The 14,637-nt window shown below is 72.5% G+C and carries 14 protein-coding genes and 1 tRNA gene; 4 read left to right on the top strand and 11 right to left on the bottom strand.

What is annotated here, in order from left to right; genetic code table 11:
• Nucleotides 1–53 precede the first annotated feature (53 nt).
• The 7 genes from rpiA to WMF11_RS09845 all read right to left on the bottom strand — a co-directional run bounded on the left by rpiA (nt 54) and on the right by WMF11_RS09845 (nt 5,170).
• Nucleotides 54–752 carry a ribose-5-phosphate isomerase RpiA gene (gene rpiA, locus WMF11_RS09875; RefSeq protein ID WP_437551279.1) on the bottom strand — a complete coding sequence of 233 codons (699 nt, stop codon included), beginning with the start codon at nt 750–752 and terminating at the stop codon, nt 54–56.
• 26 nt (nt 753–778) lie between these two features.
• Nucleotides 779–1,420: a phospholipase D family protein gene (locus WMF11_RS09870; protein WP_437977274.1), complete on the bottom strand. Its 642-nt coding sequence runs from the start codon at nt 1,418–1,420 to the stop codon at nt 779–781.
• Nucleotides 1,417–1,860, bottom strand: coding sequence for an acyl-CoA thioesterase (locus WMF11_RS09865; protein ID WP_437908177.1), 444 nt, complete (start codon nt 1,858–1,860; stop codon nt 1,417–1,419). The genes WMF11_RS09870 and WMF11_RS09865 overlap by 4 nt, the downstream gene beginning before the upstream one ends.
• Before the next feature lie 5 nt (nt 1,861–1,865).
• Nucleotides 1,866–2,441 (bottom strand): DUF3501 family protein, encoded by a 576-nt coding sequence (locus WMF11_RS09860; protein ID WP_437908176.1) that lies wholly within the window; start codon nt 2,439–2,441, stop codon nt 1,866–1,868.
• Between the two features lie 34 nt (nt 2,442–2,475).
• Entirely contained in the window at nt 2,476–3,834 is a 1,359-nt protein-coding gene (locus WMF11_RS09855; RefSeq protein ID WP_437977273.1) for a heterodisulfide reductase-related iron-sulfur binding cluster, read from the bottom strand.
• Between the two features lie 169 nt (nt 3,835–4,003).
• Complete coding sequence (locus tag WMF11_RS09850; RefSeq protein ID WP_012234388.1) at nt 4,004–4,432, bottom strand: rubrerythrin family protein; 429 nt, start codon at nt 4,430–4,432, stop codon at nt 4,004–4,006.
• A gap of 87 nt (nt 4,433–4,519) precedes the next feature.
• On the bottom strand, nt 4,520–5,170 hold the full coding sequence (locus tag WMF11_RS09845) for a Fur family transcriptional regulator (protein ID WP_437977272.1): 651 nt from the start codon (nt 5,168–5,170) through the stop codon (nt 4,520–4,522).
• Between the two features lie 309 nt (nt 5,171–5,479).
• Here WMF11_RS09845 and rpsU point away from each other — a divergent pair, with 309 nt between their 5' ends.
• The 3 genes from rpsU to WMF11_RS09830 all read left to right on the top strand — a co-directional run bounded on the left by rpsU (nt 5,480) and on the right by WMF11_RS09830 (nt 7,293).
• Complete coding sequence (rpsU, locus tag WMF11_RS09840) at nt 5,480–5,704, top strand: 30S ribosomal protein S21 (protein WP_012234386.1); 225 nt, start codon at nt 5,480–5,482, stop codon at nt 5,702–5,704.
• A gap of 201 nt (nt 5,705–5,905) precedes the next feature.
• Nucleotides 5,906–7,009 (top strand): glycosyltransferase, encoded by a 1,104-nt coding sequence (locus WMF11_RS09835; RefSeq protein ID WP_437977271.1) that lies wholly within the window; start codon nt 5,906–5,908, stop codon nt 7,007–7,009.
• 209 nt (nt 7,010–7,218) lie between these two features.
• Nucleotides 7,219–7,293: transfer RNA gene (locus WMF11_RS09830), tRNA-Pro, on the top strand.
• A gap of 156 nt (nt 7,294–7,449) precedes the next feature.
• Here WMF11_RS09830 and WMF11_RS09825 read toward each other — a convergent pair.
• A complete protein-coding gene (locus WMF11_RS09825) occupies nt 7,450–9,054 on the bottom strand; it encodes an amidase (RefSeq protein ID WP_437977270.1) in 1,605 nt (534 codons plus the stop codon).
• Between the two features lie 89 nt (nt 9,055–9,143).
• On the opposite strand from WMF11_RS09825, the gene WMF11_RS09820 reads away from it, so the two are divergent.
• Complete coding sequence (locus WMF11_RS09820; protein WP_437977269.1) at nt 9,144–11,867, top strand: ATP-dependent RNA helicase; 2,724 nt, start codon at nt 9,144–9,146, stop codon at nt 11,865–11,867.
• Between the two features lies 1 nt (nt 11,868).
• Here the strand turns inward: WMF11_RS09820 and WMF11_RS09815 are convergent, their stop codons facing one another.
• From WMF11_RS09815 to WMF11_RS09805, 3 genes are all read right to left on the bottom strand, one after another.
• A complete protein-coding gene (locus WMF11_RS09815) occupies nt 11,869–12,906 on the bottom strand; it encodes a hypothetical protein (RefSeq protein ID WP_437977268.1) in 1,038 nt (345 codons plus the stop codon).
• Nucleotides 12,906–14,000, bottom strand: coding sequence for a bifunctional chorismate mutase/prephenate dehydratase (locus tag WMF11_RS09810; RefSeq protein ID WP_437551260.1), 1,095 nt, complete (start codon nt 13,998–14,000; stop codon nt 12,906–12,908). The genes WMF11_RS09815 and WMF11_RS09810 overlap by 1 nt, the downstream gene beginning before the upstream one ends.
• 123 nt (nt 14,001–14,123) lie before the next feature.
• On the bottom strand, nt 14,124–14,465 hold the full coding sequence (locus tag WMF11_RS09805) for an FmdB family zinc ribbon protein (protein WP_437551258.1): 342 nt from the start codon (nt 14,463–14,465) through the stop codon (nt 14,124–14,126).
• Nucleotides 14,466–14,637 lie beyond the last annotated feature (172 nt).

Below are 14,637 nucleotides of genomic sequence, written 5' to 3'. Positions count from 1 at the left end.
GCTCCCTGGCCCCGCGTGTCAGCGATCCCTGACGGGATTCGTCACGTGCGGAGCTAGCGCTGCCGCGTCAGCTCGCGGACGGAGCCCGGGTCCGCCACCAGCACGAGGGTCGCCATGTCGAGGAACAGCCCCGTGTCGACGACGCCCGGGATGCTGCGGATGCGCGCGTCGACCGCTGCGGGCGCGTCCATCGGGCCGAACGCGGTGTCGAGGATCCAGTTGTGGTTGTCGGTCTGGAAGGGATACCCGTCCGCGTTCTTGCGGATCGCCGGCTTGCCTCCGAGCGCGATCAGGTGCCGCGCGGCCGTCGTGCTCGCGAAGGGCACCACCTCGACGGGGATGGGCACGCGCGAGCCGAGCTTCTCGACGAGCTTCTCGGGGGTGACGAGGATGATGAACTGCGCGGCCTCGTAGGCGACCACGCGCTCGCGGAGGAGCGCGCCGCCGAGGCCCTTGATGAGGCCAAGGTCGGGCGCCACCTCGTCCGCGCCGTCGACGGCGACGTCGAGGCGCTCGACCTCCTCGAGCGACACCATCGGGATGTTCTCGCGGCGGCAAAGCGCCTCCGAGCGCTCCGACGTGGCGACGCCCTTGATCTGGAGCCCTCGGCGGACGCGCTCCCCGAGGCGGCGGATGAAGGCCTCGGACGCCCGCCCGGTGCCGAGCCCGAGCAGCATCCCGCTGTCCACGCGCGCGAGCGCGGCGTTGGCGATTCGATCGAGGTCGGAGGGGTCCGGTCCCGCGGTGCTCATGCGCTGCTCATCGGCCATCGGGACCGTCAGCGCAACGGGATTTTGTCGAGCTGGTCGAGCGGCCCCGGGCAGAGCGGCCGGAGCCTGCAGCCCTTGCACTCGGCGCCGGTCCAGATCGCCTCGAACGTCGCCTGCATCTCGTCGAGCAGGAGGTCGTCGTCGGTGAGCACGCCCGCCTCGAAGTTCCGCCGCCCCTCGCCCTTCGCCCCGAGCCCGGCGCCGGTGAGGTTCGCGGAGCCGAGGTAGAGGAGCGCGCCGTCGACGGCGATCATCTTCAGGTGGACCCGCGGGCAGCGCCGCATCTCGATCGGCGGCCGGGGCCGCCGGCGGAGCTCGGCGCGGAAGGCGCGCGACGGGACGCCGGCGTGCAGCAGGCGCAGCTCGACCCCCCGGGCGGCGAGCGCGTCGAGCAGGTCGAGGAATGACATGTACCGGCCGCGCGCCCGCGCCCTCGATCCGATGGGCGCCTCCACGCGGAGCTCCTTCACGTTCGCCGTCGCCATCCACACGGAGACGCGCGCGTTCGCCACGGCGCCCATCACGAGCGTGTCGTAGTGCGCCCTGTCGCGGAGGAGCGTCAGCTCGACGCGCCGCTTCAGCAGCGATCGCGCCTTCGCCTCGGGTTCGGTCCTCGTGCGTGCCCGCGGGCGCGCCGGCCGAGCGCTCACGCCCGTTGACCGGCGCTGGAGGGCGCGTGATCGAGATCGAGGTGAGCGCTGAGCAGGGCCCGGACGTCCTCCGGCATCGGGACCGACACCAGCTGCACGAGGTCGGTGGTCACCACCGTGTGCCGCAGCTCCGCCGACAGCACGCCGTCGTGCGCGCGGTGCATGCGGTACCGGAGCGTGGCGCTCCGCCGGCCGATACGGGCGACCGACGTCTCGATCCGGAGCGCCTGGCCGTAACGCACCGGCGCCGCGTAGTCGGCCTCGACCCGCACCGCCGGCAGCCCGATCCGCCGCTCGAGGATGAGCCCGGCGTAACCTCCGTCGAGCGGCGCGAAAAAACGCTCCATCGCCTCGTGCGCGTAGCTGAGGAACCGCGCGAAGAAGACGATGTTCGCGGCGTCGACGTCTTCGAACTTGATCGGGCGATCGAGGGAGACCATCGCGGCTAGGACAGGTCCTCGGCGAGCTTCTCCAGGGTCGCTCTCCCGAGCGCCGCCCTCACCGCGTAGCGCGGGTGCCCGACGACGAGCGATACCGTCGCCTTCCTCGCCTTGATCGCCGCCTGCGCCTCGGCCGGGAGATCCGCCTTGAGGTAATGCACGGCCGTCGTGCGGTCTTCCATCGATCCTTCGCGCTTGCCGAGCGCCCGCGCGGCGACGCCGTCGACCTCGATCGACACGGTGTCCTCGAGGCCCACCAGATCGATGAGCATCCGGTCGCGCAGCGCTCGATCGGGGATCTCGACGAAGAGCGTCAAGCTGAGCTGCCCCGCGCCCGGGATGAGATCGTTGTACGTCTCGATCTCGTGGAGGATGCCGCTCTCGCTCGTGATGCGCTCGGTGCGGAGCATCTCCTGGATCTGGAAGAGCACCGAGTCGCGGTTCTCGAACACCGCGGTCAGGTGGTCTCCGATCCGCACGCGGCGGGGCCGCTTCTCCTCGATGATGCGGCCGCGGAATCGCTCGCGGATCGCCTCGTATTCGCCGATCCCGAGCACCTCGTTGCGATCGATGGGACGCATGACGTTCCTCTCCTTGACGACGTCGGACCGAGACTCACGGCATCGGGCCGAGCCCGTACGCGTGGGCGAGCGCCTCGACCGGGTGCAGCACCTTCGCGCCGTTCTCCTTGATCATCCTGAGACCCGCGAGGGTGCAGTCGCTGACGATGACGTCCGCGCCGGCGACGCCGCGAACGAGCTTCGACGCGTACTTGCGCCCGGTCTCGTAGTGGGCCGCCTTCATCCCCCACGTGCCGTCGACCGCCGAGCACTGCTCGATGACGCGCACGTCGGTGTCGGGGACGACGCCGAGCACCCTGGCGCCCGGGAAGCCGATCTTCTGCGCGCGCAGGTGGCACGCGGCGTGATACGCGATCGTGCCGAGCCCCTTCTTGAACTCGCGGTTGAGCGTCTTCTCGCGGCCGAGCTGGACGAGGAACTCCATCATGTCGACCGTCGCGGCCGCGACCTCGCGCGCCTCTGCCGTCTTCAGGTACTCCGGCCACTCCTTCTTCATCGTGTAGCCGCACGTCGGGCCGATCACGACGATCTTCCTCCCACGGCGCACGTGCGGCAGCAGGAGCGCGACGTTGTGCTTCACCTTCGCGGTGAAGGCCGCGAGATCGCCGCCGTCGAGGTTCGGCATCCCGCAGCACGTCAGCGCTCCCCCCGGGGTGTCTCGCAGATCTGCCGCCGAGGAGCAGCCCGGGACGTGCACCGCGTAGCCGTTGTGCTCGAGGACGCGAACCGCGGCCTCGGGGACCGCGGGCGTGTTGTACTCGCCGTAGCAGGTCGCGAAGAGCACCACGTCGCCTTGCTTGCCGGCGCCGGCCGCAGCGCCGTGCTCCGCGAACCAGGACGAGAACGGCCTGCGCGCCATCTCCGGGAGCGGGAACTCCGACGAGATCCCGGTCACCTTCTCCTGCACCTTGCGGAGCAGGCGGCTCGCCTGCACGAGGTTGGCGAGCGGCGCGACGGCGCCGGAGCCCAGCTCGCCGATCAGCTGCGGCTCGCCGAGGATCCTGTCCACCAGCGGGATGCCCTCCCGCTGGGCGCGCACCGCGCGCTCTCGCGCGAGCACGCGCGGGAAATCCAGGAGCTCGTACGCGTGCTCGTCGGCCGTGTACGGGCACTTGATGTAGCAGAGCTTGCATTGCCAGCACTCGTCGCCGACGGCCTTGAAGTCATCGTAGGTGAGGGCCTCGGCGCCTTCGGCGACGCCGGCCTCGATGTCCCTGTCGACGCGCGCGAAGAGCTCGGGGAACGAGCCGCAGTACCCGACGCACATGCGGCACTCGTGACAGATCTGGAACGTCCGCCGCAGCTCTGCCTCGAGATCGCGGGGCTCGAGATATCGCTCGTCGTTCGGCGATGTCGCCGGTGGACGGTCTGGTGCACGCCGGATGACGCTCACTGGTCGGCTCCTCTCAACATCGTCAACGTGGGGTACGGCGCGAAGGGACGGCTCGCCGCGCGGTCCAGCGCCGGACGGCAGTCGGGGCCGCGATGGCGCGCGCGCCCCGGGTCGAGTCGCCGTCGGTCCGGCGCGCCCCGGAGCGCTCGCGCTCTCGCGTCGGCCGATCTCAGAAGTCGAGCGACTGCAGCGCCTTCGTGAAGCGCCCGGCGTGAGACTTCTCGGCCTTCGCGAGCGTCTCGAACCACTCCGCGATGTCCTCGAAGCCCTCGTCGCGGGCCTCCTTCGCGAAGCCCGGGTACATCGTCTCGTACTCGTGGGTCTCGCCGGCGACGGCGGCCTTCAGGTTCTTCTCCGTGCTGCCGATCGGCAAGCCGGTCGCCGGGTCGCCCGCCTGCTTGAGGTAATCGAGGTGGCCGTGCGCGTGGCCGGTCTCGCCGTCCGCCGTGTCCTTGAAGAGACCGGCGACATCGGGGCGACCTTCGACGTCGGCGACCTTTGCGAAGTACAGGTAGCGACGGTTGGCCTGCGACTCCCCGGCGAACGCGTCCTTCAGGTTCTGGTGCGTCTTCGTGCCCGTAAGCTGCTTGGTTGTCATGGGTTCGCTCTCCTTCCTTCGGTTGAACGGCTGGGGTGATGAGTCCCTGGTGCCCGCGCGGGTCGGCTCGGCGGCGCGGTGGATCCGCTAGACACGTCCAGGGCGCCGCGCGCCTCGAGCCCCTGCAGGGCGGAGTCGACTGTTCGCCGCGCTGCGCCGGGCGTCTTGCGCCTTGCCCCGCGCGCCTTCGCCACCCCGGGTGCCCTTCGCGCAGGCAGCGCAGAGCCCGCGGTAGATCCGCTCGACGGCACGGACCTCGAAGCCGGGCGCGGCAGCGAGAGGCGCGGGGGCGATCTCGTCCGAGCGCTCGGCGGATGGATCGGGCGGCTCGCACGGCACATCGCGGACGAGCCCGCAGCGATCGCAGACCGCGTGATGATGCGCCGCCATGTTCGGGTCGAAGCGCGATGCGCCCGGCGACAGCGACAGCGCGGCGCACAGCCCCGCGGACGCCAGGGCGTCGAGCGTGTTGTAGACCGTGGCGAAGCTCATGGTCGGCAGCGCCGGCCGGAGCCGCTCGAACAGCTCCTGCGCCGTCGGATGTGTCGGATCCGCCGCGAGCTCGCGCACGATCGCTAGGCGCTGCGGCGTCAGCTTGAGCCCCGACGCTCGCACGCACGCCAGCATGGAGGCGATCCGGGTATCCTCCTCGACCACGCTGCGCTCGAAGCCGACCGCGCGCCCGCGGACATCGCGGGACGCGACCCCCTTTGCAGCACCTGTCCGCGAGGTGGCCACAGCGAGATGTGTACTTAGAAAGTTTCTCAGGTGCAAGTCCCAATAATTACCGACGGACAGCCAGAGAAATCCGGGGCAAATTGCGGATTCCGGCGAAACCTGAAGAGCAAGACGAGTCAGGCGGGCCTTTCGGAACAAGCGAAACAGCCCGGACGGCGCGCTGTGACGTCGTGCTGCGCGACGACCGGGAGGTCTTGCGAGGCTAGAAGGCCTCTGCCATAGTGCGCGCCCCGCGCTGCCGGCCCCCGCCGGCTTGCATTTCGCCCGCCGAGTGGGCCAGTTTTTTCCCAGCAGAGGACGCTTCGAGACATGCCGACAGACGCCATTCAGTGCAAACCGCTCGAGGTCGCCGTGGGCGACAAGGGTATCGAGCGCGCCATCAAACATCTCAAGAGGAAGATGGCCGCCGAGGGGATCCTCCGCGAGCTGAAGCGCCGTCGGCACTACATGAAGCCGTCCGTGAAGCGACGGAAGAAGGCCTCGGAGGCCGCTCGTCGTCGCCGGAAGCGGTCGAAGATGGACATGGTCGCATAGAGCGACCACCCCTCACGCAAGAGCAGCCGGCCAAGACGCAGAAGACGCACACGGACGCTTGATTCGAGCGTCCGCGGCGTGCTCTGCGTCTTGTCATTTTGTTCGTCCAGCAGTTACCCCGGTAGCGTGATGCAACCGCGGCTGCGCGCCTGAGCGACGCGGAGGCGGTGCCCGCGCCGCGTCCAGCTTGGGGAGGTCCCGATGCGCGCCGTGGTGGTCACGACGTCCTATCCGGTCAGCGACGAGGATCCCTCCGGCCATTTCGTGCGGTCGTCGGCGGAGGCGCTCGCGCGCAGCGGCGCCGAGGTCCACGTGATCGCCGCCGGGGGCTCGCTCCTCGATCCACCTTCGCGGGACGGCCGGCTCGTCGTCTATCGGGCAGGCGGAGGCGCGCTGTTCGCGTGGCCCGGCGCCGTGGCGCGCGCGCGCGAGTCGCCGCTCCGGCTGCTCTCCGTGGCGCCGTTCGCGGCCGGCGTGCTCGAGCGGCTCCGTGAGATCGGGCCGGTCGATCGCGCGGTGGCGCACTGGATCATCCCGTGCGCGTGGCCGCTCCTGCTCGCGCTTCCGCGCACGCCGCTCGAGGTGCACGCGCACGGCGCCGACGTCCGGCTCCTGCTCCGCGCGCCGCGCGCGGCTCGCGCCGCGGTGGTGAGCGCGCTCCTCCGGCGCGACGCGCGCTTCGTCTTCGCGGCGCGCGCGCTGCGCGACGCGCTCGCAGGCTCGCTCGCTCCGGAGCAGGCTCGGGCGCTGGATTTCGCCTCGCGCGTCGAGCCCCCCGTGTTCGATCTGCCGCCGGTGGCCGGGCGCGCAGCCGCGCTCCGTCGCGAGATCGTGAAGGGCCCCGGCGAGCGCCTCGCCGTCGTCGCGTGCCGGCTGATCCCGACGAAGCGGGTCGAGCTCGCGATCGAGGCGGTGCGCGCCGCGGGACCTGGGTTGCGCCTCGTCGTCATCGGAGACGGTCCAGAGCGCGGCGCGCTCGAGCGCCTCGCGAGCCGCGGCGACCTCGATGCAAGGGGCTCGCGCGGCGCGGGCATCACGGCGACGAGCGAGGGCAGCGCGGCGGTGCGCTTCACGGGCACGCTCCCGCGGAGCGAAGCGCTCGCATGGATCGGCGCAGCAGACGTGCTGCTGCACCCTTCGTCGCACGAGGCCGCCCCCACGGTGATCCGCGAGGCGCGCGCGCTCGGCGTGCCGGTCATCGCCTGCGACGCGGGCGACGTGGTCGCATGGGCCAGGAGCGACGACGGGATCCTCGTCGCGGACAGCACGGCGCAGGGCCTCGCTGCCGCGCTCCGCGGCATCTGACCGCGCCGCTCGGATCGCGCGCCCGCGACGTCGCGCCGAGCGCCCCGGCGTTTTCGTCGGAGGATCCGCGCCCGGCGCCCGGCTGCATCCAGCGCCAAACGCCCCGTCCGGAGCGAGTCTGCGATCCTCGATGCGATGCCCTTGCAATTCCCAAGGCTTCGACTACGGTGCGCCCTCGCTCCGCACCGAAACGTGGCGGCGGAGTGGCTCGGGGCGTAGCGCAGCCTGGTTAGCGCACTTGACTGGGGGTCAAGGGGTCGGTGGTTCGAATCCACTCGCCCCGACTGGTCCGGCGGAGAGATTCTCCGGCGGACCTTTCGGCTTTGTAGGGCTTCAGCTTCTGTCGACTGTGGACCCGCCGGACAGCGACCAGCGACCGCGCGGCGGCATCATCGAGCTCCGGTGTCGTCCTGGTCAGCCGGCTCCCGGCGCTCGCCGCGTCATCCGGCAAGCGAGGGCGGTGAGACAGGCGTGACGGGCCGATCGGCCTCGCCGGCGAGCTCGTCCTCGATGGCGATCATGGCGGCCATCACCACGTGTTCGGTGAAGGTGAAGCCGACCACCTGCACCCCGACGGGCAGGCCCACGCTCTTCGCATCGACCTCGGCGGCCCGCTTCTCCAGCCGGTCGCGCGGCCGCTCGCGGCGCGCCTCCTCGGGCCGCACGCGGGTCACGGGGACGACGCCGGCCGGGAACTGCGTGAGGTTCCACAGCATCGCGGCGCTGCCCGCGAGGACGAAGTCGCGCGACGCGGCGTGCGGCAGGGCCGGCGTGGCGTACGGCGGGCAGAGCAGCAGGTCGAGCGCTTCGGCGCGCATCGCCGCCGCGATCGCGGCGCGCGCCTCGCGCAGGGCGTGCGTGGTGCGCCAGAACTCCGAGACCGACTTCGGCCCTGTGACCTCGAGGAGACGCTGGAGCCGCCGCTCGCCCGCGAGACCAGCGACGCGCGCGGCGGCGCGGCGCGCGAACGGCGGGAGCGAGGCCATCGTGCGGAGCGAGCGGAGCGAGACGTCGATGTCCGTCCCCTCGCTGCCGTCCTCGCCGGCGTCGAGGAGCGACAGCGCCGTCGCGCCGCCGTCCGCCGAGAGCGCCGCGAAATACGCGTAGACCGCGTCGGGGATACCGGGCGGCGTGAACGGCACGACCGTCGCGCCCCGCGCGCGCAGGGCCGACGCCGCCTTCGCGACGGCGCGGGCGACGGCGGTCGACGGAGGCACCAGCCCGTCGTCGCAGTAGAACCCGACGCGCAGGCGCGCCACCTCGACGCTCGCCGGCTCGATGATCGGGAGCGGCGGCACGCGCACGTCGAGCTCCGCCATCGACGCGGGATCGAGCTCGGACATGACGAGCGCGAGGTCGCGGGCGCTCCTGGCCATCGGTCCGATCTGCGCGCGGATCGCCTCCTGTCCGAGGAGCGCCGTGTTGCTCCCCTTGTTGGTCCAGCGATCGAGCGTCGGCTTGAGGCCGGCGATGCCGCAGCAGTGCGCGGGGACGCGGATGCTGCCGCCGATGTCCGTGCCGACGCCGAGCGGCGACATCCCCGCCGCGATGGCGGCCGCCTCGCCGCCGGACGAGCCGCCCGGGCTGTGATCGAGGCTCCACGGGTTCGCCGTCTGCCCGAAGAGCGGGTTGCGCGCCTCGTTGTACAGGAGCAGCTGCGAGACGTTCGTGCGCCCGAGGATCACGGCCCCCGCGCGTCGGAGCAGCGCGGTCACCGTCGCGTCGCTGGTCGCCCGATGCCCCCTGCGGGACGCGACGCCGAGCGTGGAGGCCATGCCGGCCATGTCGAGCGACTCCTTCACGGTGATCGGGAGCCCGTGGAGCGGGCCGCGGACGTCCCCGCGACGGCGCTCCTCGTCGAGGCCGCGGGCGGCCGCGAGCGCCTCGTCGCGGAGCACCTGGGTGAAGGCGCGGAGCCGCGGCTCGAGCGCGTCGATGCGCGCCAGGTGCGCCCGCGTGAGCTCCTCGGAGCTGATCTCGCGCGCCGAAAGGAGCGTGGCGAGCGCGGTCGCTGAAAGATGGGTCGGATCGGTCGATGCGCTCACGGCAATTCGACGAGTATCACAGGTCCGCGCGCGCCAAGGATTGCTAGGCTCCGCTGCCGCGCGCCCGTCGCGCGGAGAGCGCCGAAGCCATGCAGCCGCTGCCGATCGATCCGATCCTCCCCGATCTCTGCGCCACCCTGCGCGCGCGCCCGAGCGTGGTGCTCGAGGCCCCACCCGGAGCGGGCAAGACGACGCGCGTGCCACGCGCGCTGCTCGACGCGGGCTTCGCGGAGCGCGGCGAGATCCTGGTGCTCGAGCCGCGGCGGCTCGCGGCGCGCCTGTCCGCGCGGCGCGTGGCCGAAGAGCTCGGCGAGCGCGTGGGCGAGACCGTGGGCTACACGATGCGCTTCGAGGAGGCGTCCAGCCCGGCCACGCGCGTCCGCTTCGTGACCGAGGGCGTGCTGACGCGGCGGCTCCTCGTCGATCGCGAGCTCCGGGGCGTGAGCGCCGTGGTGCTCGACGAGTTCCACGAGCGGCACCTCGCCGGCGACGTCGCGCTCGCGCTGCTCCGGCGCCTGCAGCGCGGCGCGCGGCCCGATCTCCGCCTCGTGGTGATGTCCGCGACGCTCGACGCGGGGCCGATCGCGGCGTTCCTCGGCGAGCCGGAGGCGCACCTCGCCCCGGCGGCCAAGGCCGAGCGCGGCCACGACGCCACAGCGGCGGGAGCCTCGGTGGCGCCGACGCTGCGCGCCGAGGGGCGGATGTTCGACGTCGCGATCGAGTACCTGCCGAGCGCCCGGGTGAGCCCGTCGACCCACGCCGCGGGCGACCGCCGCGCCCCGGCGCACTGGGGCGACAGGACGCTCGAGAGCCTTGTCGCGTCGTCGGTGCGGCAGCTCATCGAGGAGGGGCTCGACGGTGACGTGCTGGTGTTCCTGCCCGGCTCCGCGGAGATCAGGCGAGCGATGGACGCGTGCTCCCCCATCGCGAAGAGCGAGGACCTGCTGCTCCTGCCGCTCCACGGCTCGCTGTCCGCGGCGGAGCAGGACCGCGCGGTGCGCCCCGCGGATCGGCGAAAGATCATCCTCTCGACCAACGTGGCCGAGACCTCCGTGACCATCGACGGCGTCGTCGCGGTCGTCGACAGCGGCCTCGCGCGCGTGGCCGCGCACGCGCCGTGGTCGGGGTTGCCGACGCTGCGCGTCGCGCCCATCGCCCGCGCCTCCGCGGCGCAGCGCGCTGGGCGCGCCGGGCGGACGCGGCCCGGCCGCTGCCTCCGGCTCTACACGCGCGGGGATCTCGCCTCGCGGCCGGAGCACGAGGCGCCCGAGATCCGCCGGCTCGACCTCGCGGAGACGGTGCTCGAGCTCTGCGCCGCGGGGGTCACGGATCTCGAGGCGTTCGGGTGGCTGGAAGCGCCGCCCGCCGCCGGGCTCGCCGCGGCCGAGGCGCTGCTCGTGCGGCTCGGCGCGCTCGACGAGGGGCGGCGCGTGACGCCGACCGGACGGCGGATGCTTCGCTTCCCGGCGCACCCGCGCCAGGCGCGGATGATCGTCGAGGCCGAGCGGCGCGGCGTCGCCGGCGACGGGTGCACCCTCGCGGCGCTCGTGGCGGAGCGCGACCTCGGGGCGCCGTCGGGCGCGCGGGAGCCCCATGGTCGGAGGAGCGACGCGCGGCACAGCTCCGACCTGCTCGCCGCGCTCCAGGCCTTCGAGGAGGCGGATCGCGCGCGGTTCGCGGCGGACCGCCTGCGGTGGCTGGGCGTGGACCCGGCGCGCGCGCTCACCGTGGAGCGGACGCGCAAGCAGCTCTCGCGGCTCGCCGATCACCGGAGCGCCGCGCCGCCGGAGACCGTCGAGGCGCGCGAGATCGCCCAGCGCATCGCGATCCTCTCCGGATACCCCGACCGGGTCGGGCGCCTCCGCCGGCCGACCAGCGCGACGGGTCGGACCGGACGGGAGGTCGTGCTCGCCGCCGGCGGGACGGCCGCGCTCTCCGAGGCGAGCGTCATCGACGAGGTCGATCTCGTGGTCGCTGTCGACATCGAGGAGCGCAGCGAGGGACGCTCGGCGCGCACGGTCGTCCGGGCGGCGAGCGCGATCGAGGCCGACTGGCTGCTCGACCTCTTCACGGACGCGATCCGGGACACGACGGAGGCGACGTGGAACGCCGCCGCGGAGCGCGTCGAGGTCGTTCGCCGGCTGTCGTACGACGCCCTCGTGCTCGACGAGGCGCGGCCGGCCGCCGGCGCCGGCGGTCCGCTGGCGGAAGCGGCGGCGCGGGAGCTCGCGGCGCAGGCGAGGGCGAAGGGGTGGCGAGCGTTCGTGAAGGGCGACGCCCTCGAGGGCTGGCTGTTGCGGGTCGCGTTTGTGCGCGCGAACTGCCCCGACGCAGCGTTACCGGACGTGGACGAGGAGGCGGTGCTCACCACGCTCGAGGCGCTCTGCGACGGGCGCAGGAGCTTCGCCGAGCTCCGCGACGCCGATCTCTCGAGCGCCGTGCAGGCCTCGCTGGGCCCCGCGAAGGCGCGAGCGCTCGCGGAGCTCGCCCCCGAGTCGATCGTCCTGCCCGGCGGCCGGCGGGCGCGCCTCGAGTACACGGCGGGCGCGCCGCCGTCGCTCGCGTCCCGTCTGCAGGACTTCTTCGGCATGGCGGAGGGGCCACGCGTCGCCGGTGGGCGGGTGCCTGTCGTGCTGCACCTGTGCGCGCCGAACCAGCGCCCCGTGCAGGTCACGACCGATCTGTCGGGGTTCTGGGCGCGCCACTATCCCGCCATCGCGAAGGAGCTCCGCCGCCGCTACCCGAAGCACGCGTGGCCGGACGATCCCGCCCACGCCGCGCCGCCCTCGCGCGCGCCGCTCCGCAAGGCTTGAGTCAGCGCACGAGCGCCACGCTCCGCGCCGTGTCGGCGACCGTGCGGAGGAGCATGCGCACGATCCCCTCGCCGAGGGGCAGCGTGAACGCGACGTCGCTCTCGCGCTGCGCGACCTGCATCGGAGGGACCGAGCCGTAGCCGAAGCCCCACGAGGAGAGCAGGGTCGCGATCCTGGCGATCTGCTCGAGGTTGCGGAGCGCGACGGCGCCGTTCGCCGCGCTCTGCGGATCCGTGTACGTGAGGGCGCCGGCGAAGTTGACCCCGGGCGGCTGGAAGTTGCCGATGACGCGCACGTACTGGAGCCCCGCGAGGAAGGGGAACTGCCCCGCCGCAGACGCGACCGCCGCCTGGCTCGAGAGATCGCCGGCCACGGCGAACGACGCGCCCTTGGTCCCGAGCAGCTCGACCATCCACGAAGGCACGGAGCGCGTCAGCTTACCGGAGCGGAGGCGATCGAGGGCCCGTCGCATCCCGGTCTCGTTGCCGGTGAGGATCGTGTGCGGCGTGAGCACGACGAAGCCGACGTTGCCGGCCGTGAAGAGATCGTTGTCCGCGTAGCGCGTCTTCACGAGCGGCGCGCCGATCACGGTGACCGACCTGGCGTCGGCGGAGCGGCGGATCGCGTCGACGTCGAAGTTGCCCTGCATCACGGCGCAGAAGTCCGCGCCCTGCATGGCATAGAGGCCGCCGTAGACCTTCACGATGTCGCGCGACGGGACGAAGTTCGACTCGGGGCCCAGCGGGAGCAGGCTCGTGACGATCTGGTTGACCTCGCCTCCCAGGCCGGAGGTGAACAGGGCCGCCGCGTCGAGGTATCCGAGCATCACCGCGCCGCTCGGAAGGACGGCCAGGGGGTCGCGATCGATCGCCGTCGCGTCGATCTTCTCTCCGCCGACCAGCGCGAGGCTGTCGTCGGCGCCGCCGCAGCCGCCGAGCGCCTGGAGGGCGAGCGCCGCGATCGCGATCGCGCCCGCCGCGCGGCGCAGGGCGGCAGCGCCTCGGGAATGGAACAGCGTCCGCACCATCGCGCTCGCCATCAAGCTCGCTCGTGCGGCGGGTCGGGGCGCTCCAGCGGGAAGGAGCCGATGATCTTCAGCATCTTCGTCTCGCGCTTCACGCCCTCGAGCGCCGCGACGAGCGCCCGATCGGTCGTGTGTCCGCTGACCTCCACGTAGAACACGTAGTCCCAGCCCTCGCCGGGGACGGGGCGGGAGTTGACCCGCCGGAGGTTGCAGCTGCGCTCCTTGAAGTGCTGGAGGATGTCGTGGAGCGCGCCGGGCCGATCGTGGACGCTGAAGAGGACCGCCGTGGCGTCGTGGCCCGAGCGCGGCGACGGGAGCCGGGACAGCACCGCGTAGCGGATCCGGAGCTCCCCCTCGTCGCCGACGTTCTCGCGGGCGACCCTGAGCTCCTGCCCGCCCGCGAAGCCGCGGGGGACGATGGCGGCGCTGCCCTCGTTCTCCGCCGCGAGATCCCAGGCGGCCTGCGGGCCCCGCACGTCGAGCACCAGCGCGCGCGGGTGCTGGAGCTCGAGGTAGTTCACGCAGGCCACGTGGTCCTGGGGCGAGGAGTACACCCGCTCGACGTCGGCGAGGCTGCCCGTCCGGTTCACGAGGTCGAGCGCCTGCACCAGCTGGCGCTCGCCGACCACCTTGAGATCGGCGCCGCCGATCGCCTGGATCGTCGGGAAGATCGGCCCTTCCTTGAGCGACTCGTACGGGACCACCGCGAAGTCAGCGCGCGAGCGCGCGACCTCCTCGATGGCGGCGAGGGGGCTGTCCGCGCGGACGAACTCGCCTCCGATCCCGAAGTGATCGTGCGCCGCGGTCCAGCCATAGTCGCCCTCGGCCCCCAGGTACGCCACCCGGGGCGCGAGCTCGAACGCGCGCGAGGCCGCGTCGATGGCGACGAAGATCGGCCGCACCGCGCGCTGCGGGAACGGGGGCGTCACGGCGCGCTCGAGCGCCTGCATGTGGGCTGCGTCGGCCGTGGGGGCGAACCGGGCCGTGCCTGTCCTCAGCTTGGCAAGCTCGTGCGCGATGCGAGCCCGCCGCTCGATGCTGCGAAGGATTTCTTGATCCAGCTCCGTGAGCTGCCGGCGGAGCTCCTCAAGTCGCTTTCTCTCATCCATCCAGGGCACCCTAGCACCACGCCCGGCGCCGGTGGGCACGCAGCACTGCCGGCGCACCACGACGGCGCCACTGCGCGCTGCGCCGCGCTGGCCATCCCCCTGTCGCTGCTCGCCGAGTTGGCGTCAGGCCGCCGCGGAGGAGGCGGACGACGCGCTGGAATCGCTCTTGGTGCTGCCGCTCGCCGGCGAGGCGCTGCTCGACCCGGAGTCCGAGCTCGCCCCCTCCGACCCTGAGGAGCTGCCCGACCCGCCGTCCGACTTCGCGGGCGGCTTGTTCGACCCCGAAGCGTAGAGGTCGGAGTACCAGCCACTGCCCTTGAGGATGAAGCCCGTGCCGCGCGAGATCTGCCGCCGGGCTGTCGCGTTGAGGCACGACGGGCACTCCGAGAGCGCGGCCTCCTTGATGGACTGCTCGGCCTCCCATTCATGCGCGCAAGATGTGCAGGCGTACTCGTAAGTGGGCATGACGTTTCTACTCCTCGGAACAACCCGAGGAGTATGGCCACGTTAGCCACCTGTCAAGGCGGCTGCCAAAAGCACACCTTGCGCTTCGGACATCGCTGCACCAGCGGGATGCGCAAGACTTGGTCCTCGGCGCGCTCCTCGGTGCGCGTGAGGAGCCAGGATTCCGCTCTTG

The organism is Sorangium sp. So ce295, from assembly GCF_051527405.1.
GTDB classification, from domain to species: domain Bacteria; phylum Myxococcota_A; class Polyangia; order Polyangiales; family Polyangiaceae; genus Sorangium; species Sorangium cellulosum_B.
This window is presented reverse-complemented; position numbering and strand designations above follow the sequence as displayed.

Coding starts and splice junctions, on each gene's coding strand:
- rpiA (WP_437551279.1), bottom strand. CDS start 752: ATGAGCACCGCGGGACCGGACCCCTCCGACCTCGATCGAATCGCCAAC.
- WMF11_RS09865 (WP_437908177.1), bottom strand. CDS start 1,860: ATGGTCTCCCTCGATCGCCCGATCAAGTTCGAAGACGTCGACGCCGCG.
- WMF11_RS09860 (WP_437908176.1), bottom strand. CDS start 2,441: ATGCGTCCCATCGATCGCAACGAGGTGCTCGGGATCGGCGAATACGAG.
- WMF11_RS09850 (WP_012234388.1), bottom strand. CDS start 4,432: ATGACAACCAAGCAGCTTACGGGCACGAAGACGCACCAGAACCTGAAG.
- rpsU (WP_012234386.1), top strand. CDS start 5,480: ATGCCGACAGACGCCATTCAGTGCAAACCGCTCGAGGTCGCCGTGGGC.
- WMF11_RS09835 (WP_437977271.1), top strand. CDS start 5,906: ATGCGCGCCGTGGTGGTCACGACGTCCTATCCGGTCAGCGACGAGGAT.
- WMF11_RS09820 (WP_437977269.1), top strand. CDS start 9,144: ATGCAGCCGCTGCCGATCGATCCGATCCTCCCCGATCTCTGCGCCACC.
- WMF11_RS09815 (WP_437977268.1), bottom strand. CDS start 12,906: ATGGCGAGCGCGATGGTGCGGACGCTGTTCCATTCCCGAGGCGCTGCC.
- WMF11_RS09810 (WP_437551260.1), bottom strand. CDS start 14,000: ATGGATGAGAGAAAGCGACTTGAGGAGCTCCGCCGGCAGCTCACGGAG.
- WMF11_RS09805 (WP_437551258.1), bottom strand. CDS start 14,465: ATGCCCACTTACGAGTACGCCTGCACATCTTGCGCGCATGAATGGGAG.